Source organism: Janthinobacterium longum, assembly GCF_051380735.1.
Taxonomy (GTDB): Bacteria; Pseudomonadota; Gammaproteobacteria; order Burkholderiales; family Burkholderiaceae_D; genus Janthinobacterium.
In genome coordinates this window covers 280,335-304,044 of the sequence record NZ_JBNYXQ010000004.1, presented here as the reverse complement: position 1 = coordinate 304,044, position 23,710 = coordinate 280,335, and the positions used below count along the sequence as shown (strand labels likewise).

The 23,710-nt window shown below is 63.9% G+C and carries 20 protein-coding genes; 3 read left to right on the top strand and 17 right to left on the bottom strand.

The genetic code is table 11. The features are described 5' to 3' along the window. Positions 1-36 precede the first annotated feature (36 nt). A complete protein-coding gene (locus ACQ4WM_RS14135) occupies positions 37-975 on the top strand; it encodes a M48 family metallopeptidase (RefSeq protein ID WP_436547303.1) in 939 nt (312 codons plus the stop codon). Here ACQ4WM_RS14135 and waaA read toward each other — a convergent pair. From waaA to ACQ4WM_RS14110, 5 genes are all read right to left on the bottom strand, one after another. Continuing rightward, positions 972-2,243 carry a lipid IV(A) 3-deoxy-D-manno-octulosonic acid transferase gene (gene waaA / locus ACQ4WM_RS14130; protein WP_436547302.1) on the bottom strand — a complete coding sequence of 424 codons (1,272 nt, stop codon included), beginning with the start codon at positions 2,241-2,243 and terminating at the stop codon, positions 972-974. The genes ACQ4WM_RS14135 and waaA overlap by 4 nt on opposite strands. Before the next feature lie 15 nt (positions 2,244-2,258). Beyond that, positions 2,259-3,239 carry a lipopolysaccharide heptosyltransferase I gene (gene waaC, locus ACQ4WM_RS14125; RefSeq protein ID WP_436547301.1) on the bottom strand — a complete coding sequence of 327 codons (981 nt, stop codon included), beginning with the start codon at positions 3,237-3,239 and terminating at the stop codon, positions 2,259-2,261. 34 nt (positions 3,240-3,273) lie between these two features. Continuing rightward, a complete protein-coding gene (locus tag ACQ4WM_RS14120) occupies positions 3,274-4,656 on the bottom strand; it encodes a phosphomannomutase/phosphoglucomutase (RefSeq protein WP_436547300.1) in 1,383 nt (460 codons plus the stop codon). Positions 4,657-4,731: 75 nt separating this feature from the next. Beyond that, on the bottom strand, positions 4,732-5,043 hold the full coding sequence (locus ACQ4WM_RS14115; RefSeq protein WP_436547299.1) for an H-NS histone family protein: 312 nt from the start codon (positions 5,041-5,043) through the stop codon (positions 4,732-4,734). Between the two features lie 71 nt (positions 5,044-5,114). After that, positions 5,115-6,209, bottom strand: a complete 1,095-nt coding sequence (locus ACQ4WM_RS14110) for an MraY family glycosyltransferase (RefSeq protein WP_436547298.1) — start codon at positions 6,207-6,209, stop codon at positions 5,115-5,117. Between the two features lie 411 nt (positions 6,210-6,620). Here ACQ4WM_RS14110 and ACQ4WM_RS14105 point away from each other — a divergent pair, with 411 nt between their 5' ends. Beyond that, positions 6,621-7,466, top strand: coding sequence for a symmetrical bis(5'-nucleosyl)-tetraphosphatase (locus ACQ4WM_RS14105; RefSeq protein WP_436547297.1), 846 nt, complete (start codon positions 6,621-6,623; stop codon positions 7,464-7,466). Between the two features lie 42 nt (positions 7,467-7,508). Here ACQ4WM_RS14105 and ACQ4WM_RS14100 read toward each other — a convergent pair whose 3' ends face one another. Genes ACQ4WM_RS14100 through ACQ4WM_RS14075 form a run of 6 tightly spaced genes read right to left on the bottom strand, consistent with a single transcriptional unit; the run spans position 7,509 to position 12,139 of the window. Next, positions 7,509-8,267 carry a lysophospholipid acyltransferase family protein gene (locus tag ACQ4WM_RS14100; RefSeq protein WP_436547296.1) on the bottom strand — a complete coding sequence of 253 codons (759 nt, stop codon included), beginning with the start codon at positions 8,265-8,267 and terminating at the stop codon, positions 7,509-7,511. Further along, the gene (locus ACQ4WM_RS14095; RefSeq protein ID WP_436547295.1) at positions 8,264-9,565 is read right to left on the bottom strand and encodes a dihydroorotase; all 1,302 of its coding nucleotides are present in this window, start codon (positions 9,563-9,565) and stop codon (positions 8,264-8,266) included. The genes ACQ4WM_RS14100 and ACQ4WM_RS14095 overlap by 4 nt, the downstream gene beginning before the upstream one ends. A gap of 23 nt (positions 9,566-9,588) precedes the next feature. Beyond that, the gene (locus ACQ4WM_RS14090) at positions 9,589-10,554 is read right to left on the bottom strand and encodes an aspartate carbamoyltransferase catalytic subunit (RefSeq protein ID WP_034780223.1); all 966 of its coding nucleotides are present in this window, start codon (positions 10,552-10,554) and stop codon (positions 9,589-9,591) included. After that, complete coding sequence (gene pyrR, locus ACQ4WM_RS14085; protein WP_436547294.1) at positions 10,547-11,068, bottom strand: bifunctional pyr operon transcriptional regulator/uracil phosphoribosyltransferase PyrR; 522 nt, start codon at positions 11,066-11,068, stop codon at positions 10,547-10,549. Before pyrR ends, ACQ4WM_RS14090 begins: the two co-directional genes overlap by 8 nt. Positions 11,069-11,096: 28 nt before the next feature. Further along, complete coding sequence (gene ruvX, locus ACQ4WM_RS14080) at positions 11,097-11,495, bottom strand: Holliday junction resolvase RuvX (protein ID WP_436547293.1); 399 nt, start codon at positions 11,493-11,495, stop codon at positions 11,097-11,099. Then, on the bottom strand, positions 11,492-12,139 hold the full coding sequence (locus ACQ4WM_RS14075) for a YqgE/AlgH family protein (RefSeq protein ID WP_436547292.1): 648 nt from the start codon (positions 12,137-12,139) through the stop codon (positions 11,492-11,494). The genes ruvX and ACQ4WM_RS14075 overlap by 4 nt, the downstream gene beginning before the upstream one ends. Before the next feature lie 303 nt (positions 12,140-12,442). On the opposite strand from ACQ4WM_RS14075, the gene ACQ4WM_RS14070 reads away from it, so the two are divergent. Next, positions 12,443-13,903 carry a cryptochrome/photolyase family protein gene (locus ACQ4WM_RS14070; protein ID WP_436547291.1) on the top strand — a complete coding sequence of 487 codons (1,461 nt, stop codon included), beginning with the start codon at positions 12,443-12,445 and terminating at the stop codon, positions 13,901-13,903. Here ACQ4WM_RS14070 and ACQ4WM_RS14065 read toward each other — a convergent pair. Genes ACQ4WM_RS14065 through ACQ4WM_RS14040 form a run of 6 tightly spaced genes read right to left on the bottom strand, consistent with a single transcriptional unit; the run spans position 13,896 to position 23,644 of the window. Then, the gene (locus ACQ4WM_RS14065) at positions 13,896-14,525 is read right to left on the bottom strand and encodes a hypothetical protein (RefSeq protein WP_436547290.1); all 630 of its coding nucleotides are present in this window, start codon (positions 14,523-14,525) and stop codon (positions 13,896-13,898) included. The genes ACQ4WM_RS14070 and ACQ4WM_RS14065 overlap by 8 nt on opposite strands. Before the next feature lie 56 nt (positions 14,526-14,581). Further along, complete coding sequence (locus ACQ4WM_RS14060) at positions 14,582-19,909, bottom strand: Hpt domain-containing protein (RefSeq protein ID WP_436547289.1); 5,328 nt, start codon at positions 19,907-19,909, stop codon at positions 14,582-14,584. Positions 19,910-19,964: 55 nt separating this feature from the next. Then, positions 19,965-22,187, bottom strand: coding sequence for a methyl-accepting chemotaxis protein (locus tag ACQ4WM_RS14055; protein WP_436547288.1), 2,223 nt, complete (start codon positions 22,185-22,187; stop codon positions 19,965-19,967). Further along, complete coding sequence (locus ACQ4WM_RS14050; protein WP_436547287.1) at positions 22,187-22,816, bottom strand: chemotaxis protein CheW; 630 nt, start codon at positions 22,814-22,816, stop codon at positions 22,187-22,189. Before ACQ4WM_RS14050 ends, ACQ4WM_RS14055 begins: the two co-directional genes overlap by 1 nt. Before the next feature lie 3 nt (positions 22,817-22,819). After that, positions 22,820-23,185, bottom strand: coding sequence for a response regulator (locus ACQ4WM_RS14045; protein ID WP_436547286.1), 366 nt, complete (start codon positions 23,183-23,185; stop codon positions 22,820-22,822). Between the two features lie 42 nt (positions 23,186-23,227). After that, positions 23,228-23,644, bottom strand: coding sequence for a response regulator (locus tag ACQ4WM_RS14040; RefSeq protein ID WP_436547285.1), 417 nt, complete (start codon positions 23,642-23,644; stop codon positions 23,228-23,230). Between the last annotated feature and the right edge of the window lie 66 nt (positions 23,645-23,710).

Sequence of the window (23,710 nt, the reverse complement as noted above, 5' to 3'; positions counted from 1 at the left end):
AGCGCGGTCATCCAGGAGCCGACACTGCGTGAGCAGATGAAGACCATCAGGGTCGGCGACCAGCAACTGGATCTGTTCGCGCATGACGTCTCGACCAGCACGCCCCCGGTGGCGCGCCCGATGGCGCCGCCGGTGCTTCCCGTGGCCCCCCCCATCGTGGCCGATGTGCCGCCCGCTGCCGTCCCGCCCCTTGTCGTCCCGGCATTGCCGCCCCTGCCTTCCCCGCCCCGTTCCGCCGACGGCCCGCCGCTGCGCCAGCTGCAGCTCGGCCCCCACCTGCTGGAATTCGCCCTGCGCCGCTCGACGCGCCGCTCGATCGGCTTCATGATCGACGACAATGGCCTGCGCGTGACCGCACCGAAGCGCGTGACCCTGGCCGAAATCGACAACGCGATACGCGCCAAACAGGGCTGGATCATCTCGAAATTGCAGGAGCGGGGCGAGCGCAAGGTGCAGCGCCAGCAGCGCCCCCCGGTGGTGTGGAGCGACGGCGCCGTGCTGCCCTACCTGGGCGGCGAAATCACCCTGCGCCTGCACCAGGCGCCGCGCCACCGCGCCAGCTTCCAGCGCGACAGCGGCGAATTGCACGTGTGGGTCACACCGACCGGCACCGAGCAACAGTTGAAGGAAAAAGTGAAAGCCTGGTTCCAGCACGAGGCGCGCCAGCTGTTCGAAGAACGGCTTGACCTGTACGCGGCAAAACTGGGCGTACGCTACGATTCATTGTCGCTGTCGTCGGCCGGCACGCGCTGGGGCAGTTGTACCGTACAGAGAAAAATCCGCCTGAACTGGCGCTTGATCCACTTCGCCCTGCCGCTGGTCGACTACGTGGTGGCGCACGAACTGTCGCACCTGCTGGAAATGAACCACAGCCCGCGTTTCTGGGCCACCGTCGAATCGATCTATCCCGATTACGATGGCGCCAAGCAGGCCTTGCGCAAGCGCTCGCAGGAGCTGCCGGTATTATTCAATTAAATTAACGATCTGATCGCCGCGATCGTGCGCGGCGTAGCGCCACGGTGCTGCGCCGCAAACGCCAGCGCCTTTGCGCCCATTGCAGCCAGGCGTGGACCATCCTGCATCAGCGACGCGGCCTGCGCCATCAGTGCATCGGCATCCGCCACCAGCACCGCGCCGCCGGCCTCGATCGCCTGCTCGGTTACCAGCGCAAAATTGAAGGTGTGCGCGCCGATAAGCACCGGTTTGCCCAGCGCTGCCGGCTCAATCAGGTTTTGCCCGCCGAGCGGCAGCAAACTGCCGCCGACAAAAGCGCAGTCGCAGGCCGCGTAGTACGCAAACATTTCGCCCATCGTATCACCGAGCAGCACTTGCGTGGCTGGCGCCACAACGGCGCCAGCTGCGAGGCTTGAGCGGCGCTGCAGCCCCAGACCGCGCGACGCCACCAGCTTTTCCACTTCGTCGAAACGCTGCGGATGGCGCGGCACCAGCAGCAGCAAGGTCGCAGGCGGCAATCTGGCGCGGGCAAATGCATCGAGTATCAGTTCTTCTTCACCTTCGCGCGTGCTGGCGCACAGCAGCACGGGACGCTGGCCGATAGCTGCACGCAGCCAGGCGCCGGTAGCCAGCGCCGCTTCCGGCACCACCACGTCGAACTTGATGCTGCCGGTAACCACCACCTCTTGCACACCGAGCTGGCGCACGCGCGCGGCGTCGTCCGGCGTTTGCGCAGCCACCAGCGTAATGGCGCGTGCAGCCTCAAGTATCAACTGGCCCAGGCGCTGCGCCTTCTTCAGCGAACGCTGCGACAGGCGCGCATTGGCCAGCACCACCGGCACCTGGTGGCGCCGGCATTGGTGGATCAGGTTGGGCCACACTTCGGTTTCCATCAGGATGCAGATGCGCGGCGAAAAATGGCGGATAAAGCGCGCCGGCATGGCACCGGTGTCATACGGCAGATAGCTTTGCACCAGCCGCGCGCCATGTCTGGCGAACAGTGCGCGGCCGGTGGCGCGGCCGGTCGGGGTCATATGGGTCAGCACGATGCGGCAGCTTGGCCAATCGGCCAGCAGGGCATCAACCAGCGGTTCGGCCGCGCGCGTTTCGCCGACCGAGACGGCGTGCAGCCAGATGGTCATCGGTACGGCCGCAGGTTTGCTGCCGTACCAGCCCAGGCGCTCGCCCCAGTGCTGGCGGTAGCCAGGTTCCTGGCGCCCGCGCAGCCACAGGCGCGCCAGCACCAGCGGCAGGGCCAGCCACCAGGCCAGGGTATAGAGTAGTCGCATGAATAAACCTTGCCGTCAGTCGGCCAGCAGCAGCCTGGCCGCAGCCAGCACTTCGGGCACCCCGGGCGGGCTGCCCTGGTCACCCAGGTTGATAATGTTGTTCGACCAGTTGCCCTCGGTTTTCCACAGCGGCGAATCGGCGTAGATTTCCACCGTCGGGCGCACGAATGCGGCGGCGATATGAGTCAGGCCGGTGTCGACGCCGATCACCAGCGCCGCATGGCGCGCCAGCAAGGTGGCGTCCGCCATCGACAGTTTCGGCAGCACGCGCGCGTTCGGCAGGCTGGCCGCCAGCACGTCGGCTTCCAGCTTTTCCCTGGGTGAACCCCAGGGCAGCAGAATGGTCATCGGTGCCAGGGCCTGACCCAGGGCGATCCAGTTTTCCGGCGCCCATTTCTTGGCGTCACGCGCGGTGCCGTGAAAATACACGGCATATGGCGCCTGGCCCATCCAGTCGGGGCGTGGTTCGCTGGCCGATACCGCGGGCAGGCCGAAATCGGCTGGCGTGTCGACGGTATAGCCGAGTGCGGCGGCGGCGACCAGCCGGCCGCGCGCTACCGCATGGGTGCGCGGATCGAGGGGTATGCTTTTGGTATGAAAGATACGCGAAATGCCTTCGTAGCCCGAGCCTTCGCTGCCATTGGCCAGGCCCACTTTCTGGCCGCCGGGCGCCAGGCGTGCCGCGCCCATGATGATGCCGGTCTTCAGCAAACCCTGGGTGTCGAACACATAATCGTAGCGGGTCTGGCGCAGGGTGCGCAAGAAGGCGACGATTTCGGCGCGCGTCTCCTTCTTGCCCAGACTTTTGCGCCAGCGCCGCAGCGCGAACGGAAAGATGGTGCCGACGCGCGGATTCAAACGTACCAGGCTCGTATAACCCTCCTCCACCACCCAGTCGATGGTGGCATCGGGATAATGGCGGGCGATGTCGGCCACCATCGGCAGGTTGTGCAGCACGTCGCCCAGCGAAGAGACGCGCACCAGCAATATCTTCAAGGGCTGTCGTGCGCCCACCTGGCCCGCCACGAACCTAGAACGGCAGGACCGCGTCAGGCTTGGCAGCCAGGATCACGCTCTTGAACTGGCCCTGGATGCGCGCCAGCGCTTCCGGCGTTTCCGCTTCAAAGCGCATCACTATCACCGGCGTGGTGTTCGACGAACGCGCCAGGCCGAAGCCGTCCGCGTATTCCACGCGCAGGCCGTCGATGGTGATGATCTGCTCATTGCCCGGGAAAACGGCATCGCGGCGCAACATGTCCATCAGCGCGACGTTCTCGCCTTCCTTCAGTTCCAGGTGCAGCTCTGGCGTGCTGTCCGATTGCGGCAGCGAGTTCAGCAATGCCGATGGATCGCTTTCGCGGGTCAGGATTTCCAGCAGGCGCGCGCCCGAGTACAGGCCGTCGTCGAAACCGTACCAGCGGTCCTTGAAGAAGATATGGCCGCTCATTTCGCCACCCAGCGGGGCGCCGGTTTCGCGCAGCTTGGCTTTCACCAGCGAGTGGCCGGTCTTGTACATCAGTGGCACGCCGCCATGCTTGGTGATGTAAGGCGCCAGGTGGCGCGTGCATTTCACGTCGTACAGAATCTGCTCGCCCGGATGGCGCGTCAGCACGTCGGCGGCGAACAGCATCATCTGGCGATCCGGATAGATGATCTGGCCATCCTTGGTGACCACGCCCAGGCGGTCGCCGTCACCGTCAAAGGCGATGCCGATTTCAGCGTCGCTCTCGGCCAGGCAGCGTATCAGGTCCTGCAGGTTTTCAGGGTGGGCCGGATCCGGATGGTGGTTCGGGAAATTGCCATCGACTTCGCAGAACAGTTCGATCACCTCGCAACCCATGCCACGGAACAGGTCACCGGCGAATGCGCCGGCCACGCCATTGCCGCAATCGACGGCGATCTTGATCGGGCGCGCCAGTTTCACGTCGCCCAGGATGCGGTCGATATAAGCCGAACGGATGTCATGCGTGGTGTAGCTGCCAGGAGTGGCGCTGGCGCTGCCGTCATGGTCAACGATGCTCTGGTACAACGACAGGATGGCTTCGCCATGGATCGCTTCGCCGGCCAGTACCATCTTGAAGCCGTTGTAGTCGGGCGGATTGTGGCTGCCGGTGACCATGATGCCCGACTTCGTGTCGAGCACATTGGTACCGAAGTACACCATCGGCGTGGCAACCACGCCCAGGTCGATCACGTCGACGCCGGCCGCTTGCAGGCCCTGCGCCAGCGCTGCGGCCAGTTCCGGGCCGGACAAGCGGCCGTCACGGCCGATCACCACCCGCTGTTCGCCCTTGGCCAATGCGGCCTGGCCAAAAGCCTGTCCGATCTTCCTGGCCACGCTGGCGTCGAGGGTTTTATCGATGATGCCGCGAATATCGTAAGCTTTGAAAATCGTTTTTGACAGAGGGAGCATGGTCTGAGCGTAGGGGAAGGTAAAAGTGGAAGACATGGTACAGCGGACTTGCCACTGCGCCAATAGTAAACCGAATTATACCCGCAGCAGATCGATCGACTTGCCCGATTCGAGCCAGTGCCTGACCCACAGTGGCTGGCGGCCGCGGCCGGTCCATTGCTCGCTGGAATTATCGGGATTGCGGAACTTTACCGCGACCTTGCCCACCACGCGCGGGTGCAGGCCATCCTGGATCAGCTGTTTCAGCGGAATGCCCGCCTGCTGTGCGATCGCCATGATCTGTTCGCGCGCCTTGTTCAAGTCATCGCGTTCACGATGACTGACTTCTTGCTGGACCTTTTGCGCCAGATTGCGTAATTCGGCCACGGTCAATGTCGATAAATTCATGCTTTACTTTCTGGAAAATGAATATGCGCTACAAAAAACCCATGGAATATACACCGATTCATGAAAACACATTAACTCTTCTTGCACATAATCATCCAGCGCGGCGATTTGAAACGAATAATACGCAGATATAACCAGATATAAGTGGCAATAAATATCAGGGAACAGCAAATCAACAGCCCGCTATGGCGCCACAATAGCGTTGCGGGTATCACCGCCATCAATGAAAACAGCCACAAATATGGCGATGTGAGGGAATTGCGGCGCATCAGCGCGCGCGCTTCCTTGCGGCCCACCGTCCATCGCACGATACGGCGGAAAATCAGGCTATGCAAATGTATGCCATCTGGCATGACTGGAGATTTACCTTGAATGAAGGCACGGCGGTAGGCGGAAAACAGGGTTTCAAAAGCGGGGTAGATCAACAGCAATACGGCATACCAGGTCGATACTTCCGGATTGCGCATGACCAGCAGCAAAGTCAGTTCACCGAGCATGAAACCGATGAAATAGGCGCCGCCATCGCCGAGGAAGATCAGGCCAACCGGATAGTTCCAGATCAGGAAACCGGTGATCGCGCCTGCCACCAGCAGGGCGGTGACCAGGATAAACGAATCGTTGACCTGCAAGGCTACATACGCCAGTGATAACAGCATGCAAATCGACACTACGCTGGCCAGGCCATTGAAGCCATCGATGATATTGATGGCATTGGCGATACCGGCCACGGCCAGCACAGTGATCGGCAAGCTGAGCCAGATAAACGGGATGGCCCAGCTGGAAGACAGCCAATCGATGCGCACAATGCGCGCATCGATCAGAAAATACGCCAGCAAGGCACCCGCCATGGTCAGCAGCAAGCGACCGATGGGGCTGACCTTGCCCGTGAAATCCTCGACTATGCCACCGGCAAAGGCAATTGCCGAGCACAGCAGCAGAGCGATCATCCAGTAAGCCATGTCCGGCAGGCGCCAGATCGAGACCATGGCGCTCAGCATCACGGCCAGGAAAATCGACAAGCCGCCGATACGCGCCACCAGATGCGAATGCACTTTTTGTACGCCCTGGAAATCCGAATCAAGCGCGGACTTATGCAATTGCACCTGTTTTATGATCAACAGTGTCAATAAGGCAGATGCAACAAAGCTCACGATGAAAGAAAACATTTTTTATCAATAAAAGATCGGGTTTGCCAGCTGACGCAACGTTCTAACCATCACAATGAATACCGCCCGGCAGATATTCACCCGGTGTCGCCAAACAGCCATCGAGAGCGCGCAATTGTTTTTTCATGCAGGGCCATGCGGCACGTCAGATATTTTTAATTTATCAATTCGGTGACGCGCAGGGGCATAGCGCGAGCGATAGTAGCAATGCATCCCATGATTGCTAACACTATTTACCATTTGATACATAGGTGCTAGCTTTTTTGACAAGCCGAACCGTGCCTGCCTCGACATCGTTTGACAATTATCAAGTGCCCAGGTTGGCGGATGGCATTTCAGGCATGATGTGACGCACGCAAATATCGTCTGGTACGATCACGCACTGATAGCCACCATCGACCACCGCATCCCATGAAAACTTACTTTATCGGCGACCTGCAGGGCTGCCACGATCAGACACTGGACTTGCTGGCGCGCATAGCGGACACCGCAAACGGGCCTTACCGCCTGCTGTTTGCCGGCGACCTGATCAACCGTGGCCCCGATTCGCTGGCGACCTTGCGGCTGGTCTATTCACTGGCGCAACAGGGCCTGGCCAATAGCGTGCTGGGCAATCACGACCTGCACTTGCTGGCTGTCGTCAACGGCATCCGGCCCGAACACGCTTCCGACACATTGGGAGATATCCTTGAAGCACCCGACCGTGACGAGCTGATTGACTGGCTACGCCACCGTCCGCTGGCACTGCGCCACGACGGCCATCTGCTGGTGCACGCGGGCCTGCTGCCGCAATGGAGCGTGGAAAAGGCTTTGCTGCTGGCCGATGAAGTGTCCGCCATGCTGTCGGGCGGCGGCTGGATCGATTTCCTGCGCAGCATGTACGGCAACGAACCGGCCATCTGGAGCGACGACCTGCGCGGCGCCGACCGCCTGCGCTGCATTGTCAACGCCATGACACGGCTGCGTTTTTGTACCGAAGAGGGCCGCATGGACTTCAAGATGAAGGAAAGCGGCAGCGCACCAAAGGGCTCCGGCCTGATGCCGTGGTTCGACGTTCCCGGCAGGCAAAGCGCCGGCCAGACGGTGGTATTTGGCCATTGGTCGGCGCTGGGTTTGATGCTGAAGCCCCGTTTGATCGGCCTCGATAGCGGCTGCGTATGGGGCGGCAAATTGTCCGCTGTCTGCCTGGAAGACCGCACCTTGATCCAGGTCGACTGCCCGGCCTTCCGGCAACCGGCCGGCAAAGCCGCCAAATAAAGCCCAGGCTTGATACCGGCCAGCTGGCGCGCCGGCTGCAGCTCAGGCAGCAGGTGAAGTTTCCGGATTGATCCCGAGGGTAGCGGCGACGGCGGCATGCGCCACCAGCGCCACTTCGCGCCGGTGCGCACCGACCGTGGAGATCGGCGCCAGGCACGCCAGGCGCGCGACGACGGGTTTGCCACCGAGGATGCGCACCATGCTATACGCGAACGTCATGTCGCCGATAAAGTCGACGGCATCGTGCGGCACGCCCGCCGCATCCACGTAGGATACGGCAAACGGCTGCACCGGCACTTGCGCATCGATCGCCGCTTCCAACAGATTGGCGTGAAATGGCAGCAGCTGCCCTTGCGCGGCCGTGGTGCCTTCAGGGAATACGCCGATCCGTTCACCTTGCTGCAATTTGTCGACCAGACCCTGGAAGATCTTGCGCAAGTCGCGCTTGTTGCCGCGTGAAATAAAGATCGTGCCGGCGCGCGCCGCCAGCCAGCCCAGGACAGGCCACGAGCGGATCTCGGCCTTGGCGACAAAGCGGCAAGGATGGACCGCATTGATGACAAAAATATCGAGCCAGGACACGTGATTGGCCACCACCATGCAATGGTCGAGCGCTGCCGCGTGGCTGGCGGACGCTTCCACCGTCACGTTGCAGATGGCCAGCAGCTGGCGCGACCAGGCGCGGATGCGCCGGTTGCGGCCCGCCACGTCCAACCATGGAAACAGCACCAGGCTTTTGCTCATGCCGATGGCCAGATGAACGGCGACGCGGGCCAGGCGCCAGGCAAGCAGCAGCTTCAACGTTGAAACGCCACCCGGCCCGCCACGATGGTCGCCCTGACGACGCCGCTCAGCTCATAGCCGAGGAAAGGCGTGTGCTTGCCCTGGCTGGCCAGCGAGGAAGACGACACGGTCCAGCGCGCGGCGGGATCGAACACGCAGATGTCGGCCGCTTCGCCGATGGCCAGGCTGCCGGCCGGGATGCCGGCGACACGCGCGGCGTCGGCCGTGACCTTGGCCACGGCGCGCGCCAAAGGACGGGCACCGCCTTGCGGCTGCGCCAGCGCATAGTCGTCGGCCCATTTCAGGGCCAGCGACAGCAGCAGTTCCAGGCCGGTAGCGCCAGGCGACGCCTCGCCGAAGGGCAGCAGTTTTTCATCGTCGTCGACCGGCGTATGGTCCGAACACATGGCGTCGACGGTGCCGTCGAACAGGCCGGCACGGATCGCGTCGCGGTCGCGCTGGCTGCGGAACGGCGGCGTGACGCGCGCATTCGGGTCAAAGAAGCCGATGTCGGCGTCGGTCAGGTGTACATGGTGCACACCAACGTCGCAGGTCACCGGCAGGCCTTCGGCTTTCGCCGCGCGTATCAGTTCCAGGCCGGCGGCGGACGAGATGCGGCACAGGTGCACGCGCGCGCGGGTAGCCCGCATCAACTCGAAAATCGTGTGCAGTGCGATGGTCTCGGACATCACCGGCACGCCGGACAAACCGAGGCGCGAGGCCAGCGGACCGCTGTGGGCAATGCCGCCACGGCCGATATGCGGGTCCTGCGGGCGCAGCCACACGGTGTAGCCAAAGGTGTTCGCATATTGCATCGCGCGCAGCAGCACGGTGGTGTCTTCGATTGGTTCCTCGGCCTGTGCAAAGCCGATGCAACCAGCTTCCGTCAGTTCCGCCATTTCTGTCAGCGACTGGCCTTTCAGGCCCATCGTCAGCGCGCCCAGAGGGTGCACATGCGCCTTGTCCTGCGTCTTGGCGCGGTATTTCAGCATCTCCACCAGGCCCGGCTCATCTAACACCGGGTCGGTGTCGGGCGGGCATACCAGGCTGGTCACGCCGCCTTGCAGCGCCGCCTGGAGCTCGGACTCCAGCGTGGCCTTGTATTCGTAGCCCGGCTCGCGCAGCCGCGCGGACAGGTCGACCAGGCCCGGCGAGACCACCAGGCCGGCCGCGTCAAAAGTGTTGTCGGCGACAAAGCCGGCCGGCGCGCTGCCCACCGCCAGTACCTTGCCGTCGGCGATAAACAGGTCCTGCACGCCATCGATGCCGTTGGCAGGGTCGATCAGATGGCCGTTCTTGATATGTAGTGTCGTCATGCTTGCTTCTCGTCCTTGGGCCATCAGCCCTGATTACCAGCCAAAATACTCATTACCGCCATGCGCACGGCGATACCGAAGGTCACCTGCGGCAGGATCACCGCCTGCGGACCGTCGGCCACGGCCGAATCTATCTCGACGCCGCGGTTCATCGGCCCCGGGTGCATCACGATGGCATCCGGTTTCGCCAGCGCCAGGCGCTCCGGCGTCAGGCCGTAGCTCTTGAAGTACTCCTGCGCCGACGGCAGCAGCGCGCCGCTCATGCGCTCGTTCTGCAGGCGCAGCATGATGATCACGTCGACGCCTTTCAGGCCTTCATCCATGTTGGTGAAGGTACGCACGCCCATTTGCTCCAGGCCGCCCGGCAGCAGGGTGTGCGGGCCGATGGCGCGCACTTCCGGCACACCCAGGGTGGTCAGCGCATGGATGTCGGAACGCGCCACGCGGCTGTGCAGGATGTCACCGACGATGGCCACCGTCAGGTTGGTGAAATCCTTTTTGTAGTGGCGGATCGTGTACATGTCGAGCAGGCCCTGGGTCGGGTGCGCGTGGCGGCCGTCACCGGCGTTGACCACGTGAACATGCGGCTGTCTGGTGTCGATCAGGTGCTTGGCGATCAGGTAGGGCGCACCCGACTGCGCATGGCGCACGACGAACATGTCGGCATGCATGGCCGACAGGTTGTCGATGGTATCGAGCAGGGATTCGCCCTTGCTGGCCGACGAAGCCTGGATGTTCAGGTTGATGACGTCGGCCGACAGGCGTTTCGAGGCAATCTCGAAGGTGGTGCGGGTGCGCGTGGAGTTTTCAAAAAACAGGTTGAACACGCTTTTGCCGCGCATCAGCGGCACTTTCTTCACATCGCGGTCAGAGATGCCGACGAACGAGGAAGCCGTGTCGAGGATATGGTTGACGATAGACTTCGGCAAGCCTTCGATAGTCAACAGGTGCTGCAGTTCGCCGTGTTTATTCAGTTGCGGATTAAGCATGGTGGGTGTCTATGGTGAGCGTGAATTTATCGTCGGCCTGCTTCAGTACCAGCGCCTGGCCCGGCGGCACGGCGGTAAAGGCGGCCACGAAATCGGCGGCCACCGGCAACTGGCGCTCGCCCCGGTCTACCAGGGCGGCCAGCATGATCTTGGCCGGACGGCCGTAATCGAACAATTCGTTGATGGCCGCGCGCGTGGTGCGGCCCGTGTACAGCACGTCGTCGACCAGCAGGATGGTGGCGCCAGCGACGTCAAACGCAATTTTTGTCGGCTTGACGTCGGCATGCAGGCCCTTCTGCGCGAAGTCGTCGCGATAAAAGGAGACGTCGAGCACGCCCAGGCGGGCCGTCAGGTCCAGGTCGCGTGCCAGGCGTTCAGCCAGCCAGGCGCCGCCCGAGTGGATGCCGACGATGGCCACGTTGCTGGCGCCGGCCAGGCCGCTGCGCACTTGCTCCAGCAAGACCCCGTACAGGGCCTCGGCGTCGAGTTGGGAGGGATTCACAAGATTGGACATAAGTGGAGGAGTAGTCAAAAAAAACGGTTCAGGACCGGGCGTCGAAATACTGCTGCAAGATTACGGCGGCGGCGCGGTCATCGATCACTTCACCGCGTCTGGCGGCAAGCACGGCCGAGGAATAACGCTCGTCGACCAGTTCCACCGGCAGGCCGAAGCGGCCATGAACCTGGTTGGCAAAGCGCCGGCAGCGCGCGCTCATTTCATGTTCGGTGCCATCCGGGTGGCTCGGCAAGCCCACCACGATGCGCGTTGCGCCCCATTCGCGGATCAAGGCGGCGATGGCGGCAAACTTCGGTTCATTGGCAATCGCCGTGATCACGCTCAGCGGCTTGGCCTGGCAGATCATGGTGTTGCCGATGGCCACGCCGATGCGTTTCAGGCCAAAGTCAAATGCGAGTATGGTGTCGATCGCCTCACCGTTCATGCGTGGCCAGCCTCGCTGGCCAACATGAGCGGATCGATGCCCAGCAGCTTGATGGCCGCCACGTAGCGTTCGGCGATCGGGAAATCGAACAGGACATCGGCCGAAGCGCCCACCGTCAGCCAGCCGTTGCGGCCGATTTCCTCTTCCAGCTGGCCCGGGCTCCAGCCCGAATAGCCGATCGAGACCAGCATACGCTCGGGGCCTTCGCCCTTGGCGACGGCTTCGAGCACATCGATCGAGGTGGTAAACGCCACTTCGTCGGTCACCGTCAGCGACGAGGAATAGCGCGCACCGGGCGTGTGCAGCACGAAGCCGCGGTCGTCCTGCACCGGGCCGCCGAACATGATCGGTTCATTGACGATGGGTGTATCGCTGCCGGCCGCCAGTTTCAGGTCGATGCGCTCGAACAGCACATCCATCGTCATGTCGGTCGGCTTGTTGATGACCACGCCCAGCACGCCATTTTCATTGTGTTCGCACACATAGACCACGGTGCCGCCGAAGATAGGGTCTTGCATTGCCGGCATGGCGATCAGAAAATGATTGGCCAGATTCAAGGTGGATGAACCGGTGGCGGCGCCTTCGCCGGCGCTCTGCATCAAACGATGTCCCGGGAGCGTGTGGTCGAATTTACTCTTTTTCATGCGCGTTGCTCTCTCTGTGGGCTTGCTGGCAAGACACTTTACCCCTGCTGTCATTATTATTTGTACGATGCGGTTTTGCGACGTGATTTGAGTGCGCGTGGCTTGCGTGGGGACGTCGATTGTAAGATCGTTACCGTTCTGCTGGCGCACGCGCAAATACCGCGAAATCAGCCGCTAGTTTACACTGAATTGCCATGCCGGCGACGCCCAAGGCGCGGCCCGCACAGGCATAATGCGCCGCAAGCGGCGAAAAATCGCCCTTTCTTGACCTTTTACAACGCAAATACGCACAATCTGACACCCATGACACTCAATACCTCCCTGGTCTGGTTCCGCCGCGACCTGCGCGCGTTTGACCATGCTGCACTGCAACATGCTTTGCGCCAGAGCCAGGCCGTGCACTGCGTCTTCGTCTACGACACCGCGATTCTGGACAGCCTGCCGCGCCGCGACCGGCGCGTCGACTTTATCCATGCCAGCCTGGCTGAACTGGCCAGCGAACTGCGCCAGCTCGGTGGCGACCTGATCGTGCTGCACGACGATGCGGCCACGGCGATACCGCGCCTGGCGGCCGAACTGAAGGCCGACGCCGTGTTCGCAAACCATGACTACGAGCCGCAGGCAATCGCCCGCGATGCCGGCGTGGCGGACGCCCTGACCGCAGACGCGCGATTATGGTTCAGCTTCAAGGACCAGGTGATCTTTGAAAAAGATGAAGTGCTGACCCTGTCCGACAAGCCGTACACCGTCTTCACGCCGTATAAAAATGCCTGGCTGAAAAAACTGCAGGCCGACCCGTCGTGCCTGGCGCCGCACGATATCGAGCCTCATGCAGCCAGGCTGGCGCCGCCGCGCGGCCAGCCGGTGGCTCTGCCGACCCTGGAGCAGCTCGGTTTCGAACCCAGCAACCTCGGTGAACTGGCGATCCCCACCGGCATGTCGGGCGGCGCGACATTGTTCGAAGACTTCCTGGCGCGCGTGGAAAAGTACGACGTGGCGCGCGACTACCCTGCCCTGAAGGGGCCGTCATACCTGTCGCTGCATCTGCGCTTCGGCACCGTGTCGCTGCGCTACCTGGTGCGCACCATGGTCGACCTGATGGAGCGCGGCAGCGGCGGCGACGGCGCGCCTGTCTGGCTGTCCGAACTAATCTGGCGCGACTTCTACGCCATGATCCTGTACCAGAATCCGCATGTGGAACAGGGTGCTTTCAAGAGCGCCTACGACGCCATCGCCTGGGAAACCGGAGCGCAAGCCGACGAAGCGTTTGCCGCCTGGTGCGAAGGGCGCACCGGCTATCCGCTGGTCGACGCAGCCATGCTGCAGCTGAACCAGAGCGGCTATATGCACAACCGCCTGCGCATGGTCACGGCCTGCTTTCTGATCAAGGATCTGGGCATCGACTGGCGCCGTGGCGAAGCGTATTTTGCACTGCACCTGAACGACTTCGACCTGGCCTCGAACAACGGCGGCTGGCAGTGGGCCTCGTCGTCGGGCTGCGACGCCCAGCCTTATTTCCGCATCTTCAACCCGATCACCCAGTCGGAAAAATTCGACGCCAACGGCCGCTTTATCCGCCGTTATCTGCCGCAGCTGAAAGCGCTGGGCGACAAGGAAATCCATGCGCCGTGGCTGGTGCCGCGCATGCTGCTCGACCAGAAGAACATCGTGCTGGGCCGCGATTATCCGGCGCCCATCGTGCAGCACGACGAGGCGCGCAAGGAGACTCTGGCGCGCTATGAGGTAGTCAAGGTGGTCAAGTAAGCTCGCTCGTTTGCTGCGTGGCAAACGGCGCCCAGACCGAGCGCCAGGCACCATGCGGCAGCCTTGCCTGCATGGACAGGGAAAGCCCGACCGATCCGAGTGGATCGCCAGGCTGCCATGGCGCATGGTCCAGAGTCAGTGCGCGTGCGCGACCCAGGTCGACATTCTGCATGTCCCGGGTGTCATGGCCGATCTCCAGTATCGGATGCAACACCTTGCCGATGGCATTCAGATACAAGGTGTCGACCTGCACATCGGGCTGGTCAAACCGCTGGTAAAGCCTGGTCGCGGCGGACTTGAAGCCCTTGCCGGCCGCCATGCTGATCGTCGCCGGACCATTGCAGCCCAGCAATGCGGCCAGTGCCCAATAGTCATGGTCGGCCACCAGCAACCTGGCCAGGCAGCGTTCTATCCACGCCGCCTCGTCCATCCTGAACGCCTGCCAGTATGGCTTCAGCGAGTTTTGAAGATAGCCCACTTCATGCAACGCCCCGACCAGATTGATTTGCCGGTCGATGGCGTCCAGATCCTGCATCAGGTAAAAGGCGGCCGCAGCGAGCGCATGCTCGCCCTTGCTGCTGGCCTTGGCTGCGAGTTTTTTCAGTCTGGCGTCAATACTCATTGTTTTCCTGTTGGTGTGGACGGCCTTCATCAAGCAGACATGGCCGGCACTGCGGATCAGTTCCCTGTGAGCAGCCGATCCACCTCGGCCAGCAGCTCCTGCTCCTGGAAAGGTTTGCCGAAATACGCATTCACGCCCAGGGCCAAGGCATGCTGGCGGTGCTTGTCGGCGCTGCGCGAGGTGATCATGATGAGGGGAATCGCACGCGTGCGTTCGTCGCTGCGCACATTGCGCGTCAAATCAAAACCGTCCATGCGCGGCATTTCGACGTCGACCAGCATCAGGGCCGGCAACGCAGCCGGTTCGAGTTCATGCAGCTGCTCGAGCGCGTCGACGCCGTCCTTGGCCAGCAGCACCAGGTAACCTTCGCGCTCGAACAGGCGCTGCATCACGCGGCGCACGGTCAGCGAATCGTCGACCACCATCACGCAGGCGCGCGGTGCTGGCAGCGCCACCCGGCCTTCGCCGGCCGCCGCCGCGTACTGCGCCAGCAATTCCGGATGGTGAGCCAGGTGCTGCGCCAGCGCCACCGGGTTCAGGATCAGGACGATGTCGCCGGTGCCCAGCACCGTGGCGCCGGCAATGCCCGGCATGCGCGCCAGTTGCGGGCCCACATGCTTGACCACCACTTCGCGGTTGCCCAGCACATCGTCAACCTGCAGCGCCAGCCTGTCGTTGCCATTGCGTAGCAGCAGTACCGGCGCATGGCGCCGGGTAGCGGGCGCCGCCGGTGGGTCGCCCAGCATGGCCGACAACTGGTGCAGCGCCAGCAACTGGCCGTGCGCATCGATCTGGCCGGAGCTTGTCACTTGCTCCAGCTGCTCGCCCTTCAGATGCAGCACCTGCTCGACCAGTACCGAGGGCAAGGCATAGGTCTTGCCATTGGCCGCCAGCAGCACCACCTGTGTCACCGCCAGAGTCAGGGGCAGATGGATGGTGAAACGGATCCCCTGGCCCGCTTCGGTCGCGGTGTCGACCCGCCCGCCCAGCGCCAGCGCTTCCGAGCGCACGATATCCATGCCGAAACCACGGCCGGCCAGCTCGGTCAGGCTGTCGGCGGTGGACAGGCCGGGCGCGAAGATCAGTTCGGCCGCCTGCGCGTCGCTGACCTCGGCGTCCGGCGCGACCAGGCCGGCGCTGCGCGCCCTGGCGCGGATGCGCTCCAGGTCCAGCCCGGCGCCATCGTCTGAAAAAGCGATCGCCACTTCATTGCCCTGCTGGCTGACCTGCACCAGCAACTCGCCCGTTTCGTTCTTGCCTGCCGCCAGGCGTGCCTTGCGCGGCTCGATGCCGTGTGCAATCGCATTGCGCAGCAAATGTTCGAACGGTGCGGCCATGCGTTCCAGCACGCTGCGGTCAATTTCCACCGCACCGCCGCGAATATCGAGGTTGACCCGCTTGTCGACTTCCTTGGCGCTTTGCCGCGCCACGCGGAACAAACGCTCGGCGATGCTGGCAAAAGGCACCATGCGGATCTGCATCAGGTCGCGCTGCAATTCGCGCGTCAGGCGCGCCTGCAGCACCAGGTCATCGCCCACCGTGCTGACGCTCTGGCTCAGGTTTTCATGGAAGGAAGCGACGTCGTTGACGCTTTCGGCCATCATGCGCGTCAGTTCCTGCAAGCGCGTAAAACGGTCGAATTCAAGCGGGTCGAAATCACGCGCACTGCCCACCGCCATGCGCGAGGCGATCTGCGATTCGGCCTGCATTTCCACTTCGCGCAGCTGGCGGCGCAAGCGCGCCAGATTGTCGGAAAACTCTGCCAGCGAGGCGCCCAGCACACCCACTTCGTTGTCGATTTTCGAGCGCGTGATCGACACTTCGCCGGCCTGGTTCACCAGGCGGTCAAGGATGTCGGCGCGCACCCGCACCAGCGCCGCTTTCGGTTCCGCTGGCGGCTTGTCTTCCATGCCCGGCAGCGGCAGCAAAGGCTGCTGCAACTGTTCGAACAGATGCAGCGCATGGTCGTAATGGGCGAGCAATTCTTCGAAAGCCTGCGGCGTGGCCGTGCCCGCGTGCAGCATGTTTTCAATATGCGTTTCGATTTCATGCGCATGCTGGCCCAGGCGCATGGCGCCGGCCATGCGCGCGCTGCCCTTGACCGTGTGCAGGGTACGCAGCAGCATCTGCGCCTGGCTGCTGTCTTGCGGCTGCTGCTGCCAGTTGCGCAGCGCAGCACCGATCTGCGGCAGCAAATCGGCGCCCTCTTCCAGGAACACCGGCAGCAAGTCCAGGTCCAGCTCGTCGCTGATACCGGCGCTGGCGGCCAGCAGGACCTGCGCATCTGCCGCCACCATTGCCGGCGCATCGGTTTCCAGTCCAGGTTCCGGCTCGGGTTCAGGCTCGGACACTGCTGGCGGCGTATCGAACACGGAATCGAACAGGTCGTCGATGGCGCTGGTATCGGGCGCCGGCGGCAGTTTCATGCGCGCCGCTGGCGCCTCGTCCGCCGCGGCATTTCCCTGCCCTGCTCCATCGGCAACGATGCTGGCGTAGGCGGCGGCGAACAGCGCGTCCAGCCCGCTCTCGACCGGCTTGCTGCCGGCCTCCATGATGCTGGCGTAGGTGGCAGCGAACAGGGCGTCCAGGCCATTCTCTGGCTCAGGCTCAGGCACACTGGTCGCTGGCGGCGCAGTCAGCGCACGCCACAGGGTATTGAGTTCCTCGATCAGCGCCGGCTGCGCTGGCGCCAGATCGCCCAGGGCAAACGCCTGCAGCATCTGGCGGATACCATCGGTGGCGTGTTCCAGCACGTCGTGCTGCGCGTCGGCCAGCCCGGCACGCGGCGCCACCACGGTTTCGATGGCGGTTTCCAGCGCGTGAGCCAGATCGCGCAAGGCGGTAAAACCTACCGTGCCGGAGCTGCCGGCCAGGGTATGCACGGCCTGCAGCGCGTCGGCGCTGACGGCGCGCGCTTCATGGCGCCATTCGCCGAAGTCGCGCTCAAGCACGCGCAGCAGTTCGTCGGTTTCGGCCAGGTAGATGTTATACAGAGGCAGGCTGATGCGCAGCTCGCCCACGTGTTTCAGGTTGTCGTCCGGCGTCTCGTGCACCGTGGGCGCGGTGGCCGGTGGGAAGCCGATCACATTGCCGTGGCCGGGATTGGCCGGGGCCGGTGCTGGCGTATCCTTCGCCGCCGGGCGCCGCTTGCGCAGTTCGAACGGTCCGCCCTGGCGCACCCGCTCGGCCGCGTCCGGCAGCATGCCCGCCTCGCGCCCGCGCGCGCCGCCGCCCTCCAGTTCGGCCACCCATTCGCTCAACTGGTACCAGCCATAATTGAGCAGGGTATACAGATCATCGCTGGCCGGGCGCGCCTCGGCCAGCCAGGTATTGAGCACCTTTTCGATGGCGCCGGCCGCTTCGGCAAACTGCGCCAGGCCGATCATGCGGCTGCTGCCTTTCAGGGTCTGATACGCGCGGCGCAGCATGGCCAGGTGTTCGCCACTGTGTTCGCCACTGCCGGCACCCGCCTCGGCGCGCAGCGCGGCCAGGCTGGTTTCGACAAAGGCCAGCACCTCGCGCGCTTCAGCCAGGAAAATATCGAGCATGTCTGCGTCGAGATCGCCGGCGGCCGGCGCCGTGTCTTGCGCCGGCGGCATGCTGGCCTGCGGCGGCAAAGCGTGATCGAGCACCGGCACCGGCACGCTGCCGCTTGCCGCCACTTTTTCGAACGGCAGCGCGCGGAAGGCGCCACTGGCGGCATCGAAATGAAAGCGCGCGCTGGCCGCCTGCGGATTGCGGCCCAGCATGTCGACAAAAAATCCCAGCGCGCTGACGTTTTGCGCGATCTCGTCGAGCACTTCCATCGGCGCCCGGGACGCCCGCCCATCGCCGTCCAGCAGCATCTGTACGGCAGACTCTACCTGCTGCATGCCCGCGCTGGCGGCCGCCTGGCCCAGCTCATCGAGGGTCTGCTGCATCGGCTCGAGCAACGGCGCCACGCCGGCCAGTTCCGTGCGGCGGCCAATATCGGCGTAATAGGCATTGAGCAACTGCTCGACCTGGCGCAAGCCCGCTTTCATGGCCTCGGCCAGCGCCCCTGCCACTTGCCCCTGTTCGATCTGGCGCGACAATTCGCCTTGCGCCGGCGCCGATGGTGCCTCGCCGTCCAGCAGCGCCTGCAAGCGTGCGGCGATGGTTTCGGCATTGCTGGCGAAATCGTCGGGCAGCCTGCGCAGTTGCTCCAGGCCGGTTTCGGCAAACAGCAGCGCCGTTTCCATTTCCTCTGCCAGCGCCGGCAGGCGGCCATTGCCTTGCGCCTGCCGCGCCACATCCGCGCCCTGGCGCAGCAGGCTGGCCAGGGCCGGCACTTTCAAGGTCTCCGCCTGTGCTGCCACGTCAAGCAGCGCCTCGCTGAAAGCCTCGCCTGGCGCAGCTTCACGCCAGTTGCCGCGCGCGCGCGCCAGCGCTTCGCGTGCGCTTTGCAAGGCGGCTTGGTCGACCTGGCCATAGCGCCGCGCTTCCACGTCGTCGGCCACCAGGCCATCGAGTTCGAAAGCCTGGCGCAACTGGCGCGCCGCGGGTGTGGGCTCGCCAGCGGCGGCGATCAGGTACAGCGCATCGCGCAGCAAGGTGTCGGGCAAGCCGGCCGTGCCTTGCGCCAGGCGGCGCAATTGGAGGTTAATCAGGCCGAACAGCTGTTTCATGTACAGGCTGTCGCCGCCCTGACCCTGGGCCGCCAGGCCGGCTACCGCCTGCATGGTGAACCAGAAGGTGCGCGCCGACGCTTCTGCTTGCGCATCGGCCACCAATTGCAAGGTGTCGTGCAGGGATTGAGCGTGCAACTGGCGCGCCTCGGCGTCCGGCGCCCGCAAATAAGGCAGCAGCGACTTTTCAAAGCGGCTGCGCCAGGCCGGATAATCGGCGGCAATTACCGGCTCGGCCAGCACGATGGCGTGGCCCTGATCGACAGCGGGCGGGAAAAACAGTTCGGCCGGATGCACGCGCTCCACGCCCAGCATGGTCTGCAGCGCACGGTAGTAGGGGAACAAGCGGGTGGGCTGCGGCAGCGTCCCGGCCAGCAGGTCTTCCAGGTATTCGGTGAGGGCCTGGTACAGCTCGGCCACCACCTGCGCATGGTCGACCGTGTACTCCAGCGTGCCGTCGCGAAAACGCGTCAGCGCCTGTTCCGCGCCCGCCGTCAGCAGGCCGGCGCCGGCCACGTCGACCATTACCAGCGCGCCATGCGCCTGGTGCAGATGCGAGCGCGCATGCTGCAGGGCGGTGGCGCGCTCTTCGCGCTCGCGCCCGCCAGCTTCGAACAAAGCCGTGCGGGAACGGGCCAGCGCTTCGCGAATTTCCACCATTACCCACGACAAGGGCTCGCTGTCGAATGGCTTGGACTGCTGCGGCCTGGACTGCTGCGGATTATCTGGTGTGCTCATGCCTGCCTCGGTAAAGAATTCATAACGCAAAAATCGGCACGCGCCGGATCCTGGCTCACGCGGCGACGCGGAAGCGCGACACCGAGTTTTTCAGCTCCTGCGCCAGCAGCGACAGTTTGTGGATCGACTGCGCCGTTTGCTGCGTGCCGTCCTGGGTCTGTTCAGTCACGCTCAGGATATGCTGGATATTGAGGGCCATGCCGCTGGCCGAACCGGCTTGCGTACCGGTGGCGAACGACATGCCCTGGATCAGTTCGGCCAGGTGTTTCGACACCTTGCTGATATCGTTCAGGGCGGCGCCGGCCGCGTCGGACAAATGCGCGCCTTCGACCACGCCCTGGGTCGATTTTTCCATCGCCCGGGTTGCATCCTGGGTGTCTGCCTGGATGGTGCGTACCAGCACGCCGATCTGCTTGGCAGCGCCCGCCGAACGCTCGGCCAGGCGCTGCACTTCCTCGGCCACCACTGAAAAGCCGCGCCCTGCTTCGCCGGCCGAGGCGGCCTGGATGGCGGCGTTCAGCGCCAGCACATTGGTCTGTTCGGTAATGTCGGAAATCAGTTCAGTAATCTCGCCGATTTCCTGCGACGACTCGCCGAGGCGCTTGATGCGCTTGGAGGTATCCTGGATCTGGTCGCGGATCTCATGCATGCCCTTGATGGCGTTTTCCACCGCCGTCGAACCTTGCAGGGCGGCGGCCACCGACTGGCGCGCCACGTCGGCCGAGACGCTGGCCGACTTCGACACCTCGGTGATCGCATTTGCCATTTTCACCACTGTCGCGCTGACACCCTGGATTTCGCGCGACTGCTGCTGCGAGGCGATCAGCAGTTTGCTCGAGATACTTTGCGCATGGGTCGACGCGCGGTTGACCTGTTCGGCGGTCGCCGTCACGCGCCCCACCAGGCCGCGCAGTTCTTCGACCGTGTAGTTGACCGAATCGGCGATTGCACCCGTGATGTCTTCCGACACCGTTGCCTGTACCGTCAGGTCGCCGTCGGCCACCTTTTGCAGTTCGTTCATCAGGCGCAGGATGGCCGCCTGGTTCTGGTCGTTCTGCGCCTTGGCCGCTTCCTCTTTTTCTTGCGACAGCAGGCGGCGGATCTCGGCTTCCTGGCGCCGCCGTTCGGCGTCGCGCGTGCGGTTGACGGAGTCCTGCAGCAGCACGCGGCCCATGCCGGCCGCTGCCACCAGGGTCAGCAGCACACCGCCCACCATCAACCAGAAGGCCGCGCCCAGGCTTTCCTGTTTCAGATGGTACATCTGCTGCAGCAGGGTCAGGCGCTGGCGCAGGTCTTCGTTTTCGCTGAAGATCAGCTGCTCGGCGCTTTTCGCCGCGCTGAATTTGTCGAGGCCGTCAAGCAGCAACGAGACCAGTTTCTGATAGCTGTCGAAGCCGGCCTTCAGCGCCACCAGCTGTTCGCGCAATTGCACATCGCGGGTGGGTGCCAGTTGCAAGGTCGCGCTGCCATTGAGCAGTCCGTCTACGGCGGCACGGAAATAGGTGGTATCGCGCCCCAGCGCGAAGGCGGTTTCCGAACTGATGCTGCCGGAATCGATAAAACCGCTGGCGCTGCGGCTCATGCGCTGGGTCAGCATCATCAGCCGGCCGATCACGGCCAGCTCGCGCCCGTTGCCGCCGCGCTGCACCTTGAGCGCCGCGATTTCCTCGGTTTGCGCCAGCAAGGCCGGCGTGCGCGCATTTAATTGCTGCAAGGTCTGGTCAAACTGGCCCAGTTCCGCCTTCAGGCGCAAGATGGTGCCGGCCGCGCGGTCGCTGCTGGCCCATTTTTTACGCGCGTCGGCCACTGCCGCCAGCAAGCTGGCGCGCGACTCGCCGATATCGCGGCCGTGATAAGTACCACCGCGCACCATCAGGCGGAAATCCTGGTTCAGTTCATTGCGGCTTTCCTCCAGCTGGCGGAACGCCTCGGGATTGCCCTGCACCGCGTTCGGCGCCGCTTTTCCCAGGCGCTGCGAGTGCATCAGCGCGTCGCTGGCCAGCTGGGTCTGGGCCGAAGCGATATTGCCGCTCCGGGTATTAAGGCCGACAAACAGCAGGCTGGCGGCCAGGCTCAGGGCCATCACGGTGCTCAATACCGACAGCTGTTTTTGCAGTGGCAGATGGCCGATCAGCGGCAGTTTCAGGTCGGTCGCCGGCGCGCTGGCCAGCGTCTTGCGCCGTCCCAGCGCGTCGCGCAGGCGCAAGGGCAAATCGTCGGGCGAAATGGTGGCGGCCGGCACGGCGCCGTCAGCCAGGATCGAAGAGTGGTCGCCCATCAGCGCAATTCCTTGTGTGTGTGAGCGATCTGGGGGGTGGCAAGGGCGCTGGCAAAGCCGGCGTCGAGAAAACGCTCGGCTTGCGCCAGTTGCGCCAGGTCCAGCCGCAACCAATGCTGGTGTTCGCTGTCGTGCAGCGCATGCGCGGCCCACGGTGCATCGTGCAAACCTGGTGGCAGCGCCATGGCCAGCATGCCGCGCTGCTGGCGCAGGCCCAGCACGCGCTCGACCAGCACCGCGCAATCGAGCCCCAGGCGCGGCGCAAATGTGATCAGACGGCTGTCGCCGCCCATGCTGCAGGCCGGCTGGCCCATATAGCGCGCCAGGTCGATGATGGCCGTCAGGCGTCCGCGCATGGCCGCCAGGCCCAGGTACCAGTCCTGCGCCAGTGGCACGCCCTGGATGTGCAGGCCGGCCGGAATCACGATTTCACCCAATTGCGTGAGGTCGAGCAGACAGTGCCGGCCGCCCAGCAGCACGCCCAGGTCCTTGCGCCCGGCCAGTGCGCCGCTGCGCGCGGCCTGCACCCTTTCGTGCAGCTGCAGCTGATACTGGCGCAAACGCCCGTGCCGCGCACCGCCTTCAACAGGTGGCGATCCGGAGGCACTGATGCCGGGCGTAATCTGCATCGGTCAGGACAGTGCCGCGATCTTGGCCAGCAGGTCTGCTTCGACCACCGGCTTGACCAGGTAGTCGCGCGCGCCTTGGCGCAAACCCCAGATGCGGTCGGTTTCCTGGCTTTTGCTGGAACAGATAATCACCGGCACATGCGCCAGTTCGGGGTCGCGTGCGATGGCGCGCGTGATCTGGAAGCCATTCGCGCCCGGCATCACCACGTCCATCAGGATCAGGTCGGGCCTGGCCTGCTTGAGCTGCGCCAGTGCGTCGGCGCCATCTTCGGCGGTCAATACCGCATAACCGGCGCGCACCAGCATCTCGCTCAGGTAGTAGCGTTCCGTCGGCGAATCATCGACGATCAGAATTGTATGTATGGACATCTGCTTCCTTGCTGCATTGGTGGTTAAAAACGACTGACGGCGCTACAGCGGCGCCGTTGCGACCAGGTGCTGCCGTACGGCCGCCAGCAGCACCTCGCGCGCCAGCGGTTTGGCCAGGCAGGCGCTGGCGCCCACCTGCCTGCCGCGCGCGAGGTCGAACAAGCCCCCCTTGGCCGACAGCATCAGCACCGGCGTGGCGCGAAAACCGGCGCTAGCGCGTATCAGGGCGCAAGTGCGGTAGCCATCAAGGCGCGGCATCACCACGTCGCACACCACCAGTTCCGGCCTGCAGTCGTCCAGCTTGGCCAGCGCGTCGAAGCCGTCTTCGGCCAGCACCACGCGGTAGCCGGCGTCGCGCAGGTAGCCGGCCACGCAGGTACGCATGGTGGCGCTGTCGTCGATCACCAGGATGGTGATATCGCTGGCGTCGGCGCTGGCGTCAGATACGGGGCTGCTCACGGCTGGTCCAGTTTGATCATTCGGCAATTATTCACACCATAGCATAGGCCGTCACAAGCTGCTGCG

Excerpts from the sequence above, each read along its gene's own strand:
- ACQ4WM_RS14135 (WP_436547303.1), top strand. The coding sequence starts at position 37 with ATGAAGACCATCAGGGTCGGCGACCAGCAACTGGATCTGTTCGCGCAT.
- waaA (WP_436547302.1), bottom strand. The coding sequence starts at position 2,243 with ATGCGACTACTCTATACCCTGGCCTGGTGGCTGGCCCTGCCGCTGGTG.
- ACQ4WM_RS14120 (WP_436547300.1), bottom strand. The coding sequence starts at position 4,656 with ATGCTCCCTCTGTCAAAAACGATTTTCAAAGCTTACGATATTCGCGGC.
- ACQ4WM_RS14115 (WP_436547299.1), bottom strand. The coding sequence starts at position 5,043 with ATGAATTTATCGACATTGACCGTGGCCGAATTACGCAATCTGGCGCAA.
- ACQ4WM_RS14110 (WP_436547298.1), bottom strand. The coding sequence starts at position 6,209 with ATGTTTTCTTTCATCGTGAGCTTTGTTGCATCTGCCTTATTGACACTG.
- ACQ4WM_RS14105 (WP_436547297.1), top strand. The coding sequence starts at position 6,621 with ATGAAAACTTACTTTATCGGCGACCTGCAGGGCTGCCACGATCAGACA.
- ACQ4WM_RS14095 (WP_436547295.1), bottom strand. The coding sequence starts at position 9,565 with ATGACGACACTACATATCAAGAACGGCCATCTGATCGACCCTGCCAAC.
- ACQ4WM_RS14090 (WP_034780223.1), bottom strand. The coding sequence starts at position 10,554 with ATGCTTAATCCGCAACTGAATAAACACGGCGAACTGCAGCACCTGTTG.
- pyrR (WP_436547294.1), bottom strand. The coding sequence starts at position 11,068 with ATGTCCAATCTTGTGAATCCCTCCCAACTCGACGCCGAGGCCCTGTAC.
- ruvX (WP_436547293.1), bottom strand. The coding sequence starts at position 11,495 with ATGAACGGTGAGGCGATCGACACCATACTCGCATTTGACTTTGGCCTG.
- ACQ4WM_RS14075 (WP_436547292.1), bottom strand. The coding sequence starts at position 12,139 with ATGAAAAAGAGTAAATTCGACCACACGCTCCCGGGACATCGTTTGATG.
- ACQ4WM_RS14070 (WP_436547291.1), top strand. The coding sequence starts at position 12,443 with ATGACACTCAATACCTCCCTGGTCTGGTTCCGCCGCGACCTGCGCGCG.
- ACQ4WM_RS14065 (WP_436547290.1), bottom strand. The coding sequence starts at position 14,525 with ATGAGTATTGACGCCAGACTGAAAAAACTCGCAGCCAAGGCCAGCAGC.
- ACQ4WM_RS14060 (WP_436547289.1), bottom strand. The coding sequence starts at position 19,909 with ATGAGCACACCAGATAATCCGCAGCAGTCCAGGCCGCAGCAGTCCAAG.
- ACQ4WM_RS14055 (WP_436547288.1), bottom strand. The coding sequence starts at position 22,187 with ATGGGCGACCACTCTTCGATCCTGGCTGACGGCGCCGTGCCGGCCGCC.
- ACQ4WM_RS14050 (WP_436547287.1), bottom strand. The coding sequence starts at position 22,816 with ATGCAGATTACGCCCGGCATCAGTGCCTCCGGATCGCCACCTGTTGAA.
- ACQ4WM_RS14045 (WP_436547286.1), bottom strand. The coding sequence starts at position 23,185 with ATGTCCATACATACAATTCTGATCGTCGATGATTCGCCGACGGAACGC.